Annotated in this window: 3 protein-coding genes and 1 pseudogene; 2 read left to right on the top strand and 2 right to left on the bottom strand. The window is 73.6% G+C overall.

All coding sequences use genetic code 11. The features are described from left to right. Together HLK59_RS49330 and HLK59_RS49325 are read left to right on the top strand one after the other, a co-directional pair. Positions 1-1,022 (top strand): hypothetical protein (locus HLK59_RS49330; RefSeq protein WP_171148227.1); only part of this gene is annotated, 1,022 nt, incomplete at its 5' end. After that, the gene (locus tag HLK59_RS49325) at positions 1,019-1,816 is read left to right on the top strand and encodes an SDR family oxidoreductase (protein WP_171148226.1); all 798 of its coding nucleotides are present in this window, start codon (positions 1,019-1,021) and stop codon (positions 1,814-1,816) included. The genes HLK59_RS49330 and HLK59_RS49325, both read left to right, overlap by 4 nt. A gap of 85 nt (positions 1,817-1,901) precedes the next feature. Here HLK59_RS49325 and HLK59_RS49320 read toward each other — a convergent pair whose 3' ends face one another. Further along, positions 1,902-2,102 carry a MerR family transcriptional regulator gene (locus HLK59_RS49320; protein ID WP_046262470.1) on the bottom strand — a complete coding sequence of 67 codons (201 nt, stop codon included), beginning with the start codon at positions 2,100-2,102 and terminating at the stop codon, positions 1,902-1,904. A 382-nt stretch (positions 2,103-2,484) separates the two neighbouring features. Further along, positions 2,485-2,859 (bottom strand): annotated as a pseudogene (locus tag HLK59_RS51820) (hypothetical protein); the annotation flags it as partial.

Raw genomic sequence — 2,859 nt, 5'->3', positions numbered from 1 at the left:
TCACCGAACACCGCGTCACGGCGGACGCGGACCCGGACCCGGACGACACCGTCCGTGACCTGCTCCACCGCCCGCTGCCCACCGACGCCCCCGCCTGGCGCCTGACCGTCCTCTCCGGCCCCGCCCCGCGCAGCTACCGCCTCGCGCTCATCACCACCCACGCCGCGCAGGACGCCGCGAACCTCGTCACCGTCATGGAGGTCCTCCTCGCCCCGGCCGACGACACCCCGAGCACCTCTGCCGTCGCCCTGGACACCGGACAGGACCGGCGGCCCGCCCCGCCCCGGCTCCTCGACACCACCGCGTACATCTGGCGCAACACCCGCCCGCACGGACTGTGGAGCGACCCGGACCGGCCGCTGTCCGGCCGCCGTCACGTCGTATGGCAGGAGGTGCCCACCGGCCGGCTGCGGGACACCGCCCGGGCCTACGGCGCCACCAGCAACGACGTGCACCTGGCCGCCCTCACCCACGCGGTAGACCGCTGGGCCGCCGAACACCGCCCCGACGCCGACCGGGACGCCCTGCCGATGATGCTCCCGGTCAACCTGCGCGATCCCGCCGAGGCCGGTTTCCCCGGCAACCGTTTCTTCCTCGCCCGCGTCGACCTGCCCGGCGGCCCCATGACACCGGCCCGCCGCCTCAGCCGTACGCTCCCCGCCACCGCCCCGCTCAAGGACCCGGCCTACCGGCAGTCACTGAACCGGATGATCCGTCAGGATCCGGCGGAGTACGGCCAGTTGATCGCCAGGACCGCCGCACCCGGCTCCCTGACCGTCGTCGGCTCGATCTTCCGGATCGCCGGACGGCTCACCTACGACGGCGATCCGGTGGAGCGGGTGGTCCCGGTCATCTGCTGTCCGGACGGATTCCCGCTCACCGTCGGCCTGTTCCTCTACGGGGACACCTCCACCGCCTCCTTCCAGATCGACCGCGCACTGCCCGGCGCCGAATCCATCCCCCGCCTCTGGCGCCGCGCCCTCGACGACATGGCGACCTGTGCACCGGGAGGCGAGCGATGACACCCTTCGAGGACCGGACGGCGCTCGTGGTCTCCGCGAGCCGCGGCATCGGATACGCCATCGCCGCTGAACTGGCCCGCCAGGGAGCCTCGGTGGCGATGACGGCCCGCACCGAGGACCCGCTGCGCGAGGCGGCCGGGCGGATCCGCGAGGAGACCGGCCGGCGCACCCTCGCCATCACCGCCCACAGCCGCGAGGAGAAGGACCGGCAGGCCGCCGTCGAGACGGTGATGGACACCTTCGGCCGCCTCGACCTGCTCGTCTACGCCACCGGCATCAACCCCGCGCTCGACCTGCCAGCCGTCGACCTCGACCTGGACTGCGTACGCCGGATGTTCGAGACGAACGTGCTCGGGGCGCTCCACTTCACCCAACTGGCCTGGGAAGCCTGGATGAAGGAGAACGGCGGCTCGGTGCTGATGCTGAACACGGTCGCCGCCCACGCGGTGTTCCGGATGCCGGCGTACAGCGCGACCAAGGCCGCCCTGCACCGCCTCACGGAGGACCTGGCGGACCAACTCGCCCCGCGGGTACGGGTGAACGCCCTGGCCCCCGCCTTCATCCGTACGTCCTTCATGGAACCGATCACCTCGGTCCCCGAGGAGACGGCGGCGGCCAGTTACCCCATGGGCCGCCTCGGTGAACCGGAGGACGTCGCCCGGGCCGCGGCCTTCCTCCTCTCCCCGCGCGCCTCCTGGATCACCGGCACCACCCTGCGCGTCGACGGCGGCAAGTCCGTGGCGACCGCCACCCAGGACCGCCCGCACCCGGCCCCCGGCCGCCCGGTGCTGTGACACACGAGGACATGAGGACACGAGGACACGGGAAGGGGTGCCTGCGAGCCCTCCGCAGGCACCCCTCAATACGACGGGAGGTGTCTCAGTCCTCTCTGCGCCCACGGTTGCCCGGACGCGCGGCGACCCACTTGCGGACGGTGTCCGCGTACCAGAACGGCTTGCCGCCCTCGACATGGTCGGGCGGCGGCAGCAGCCCGTGCTTGCGGTACGACCGCACGGTGTCCGGCTGCACCCGGATGTGCGCCGCGATCTCCTTGTACGACCAGAGCCTTCGGTCGGTCATGAACTGCACCTCCCCGCGCGCACCGCGGCGGCGGCCGGGAACGGCCGTCGGGGGTACCGGGCGCTGCGCTGGCGATCACAAACCCTGTGCCCCGTGAACGACGCTGAGTGACCGCGAGTCAGGGCCTGTGCACCGCGTGTGACGCAAGACCCGCGTACACGCGACATGTGTGACACGAAGGGGGCGTTTGTGACGTGAGTGCAGCAAAGGCGTACGCGGGCCTGCGGGCGGGGCGCGTTGACATCGGTACGCGGATCACCCTTCACGGCGGGCGACCCGAGTCGGGTGCCCAGGGCGGGCCGGACCCGCTGCGCCGGGCCCGGCCCGCCGGCTCCCCCCCCGTGGCCGGAAACGGCTCGACGCCGGAGGTCACAGACTGCATTCAGCCAATAGCGCCGGTCTTGGAAAAATCCGCACCGCCACCCGGCGTGAGCACCAGACTCGTCGCCTCGCCCGTCATCCGGTCACCCCCGGGCACCCCGCCGGGCCCGCGCCGCGCCAGCCCCGCGAGGCAGTGCTTGTCCACCTGGGCGCGGGCGGAGTGCAGGTCCAGATGTCCCGCCGCCAGCTTCGACCGCTTGGCGCAGCCGCCGCCGAACGTCACCCGAGCGCCGGGGCGGCGGCGGACGTACTTCAGCACCCCGCCGGCGACGGCACCCATGGCGAGCAGGGCGGCCCCGGGCGGGCCGCGCGCGCCGACGCCCGACCGCCCCGAGGGCGCCCCGGGGCGACCCGCGCCCGCGGGCCGCCCGGCCCG

This window comes from Streptomyces sp. S3(2020), from assembly GCF_013044505.1.
Classification (GTDB): Bacteria; Actinomycetota; Actinomycetes; order Streptomycetales; family Streptomycetaceae; genus Streptomyces.
Note: the sequence above shows the minus strand (reverse complement) of the source record. Positions and strands in the feature narration are given on the sequence as shown.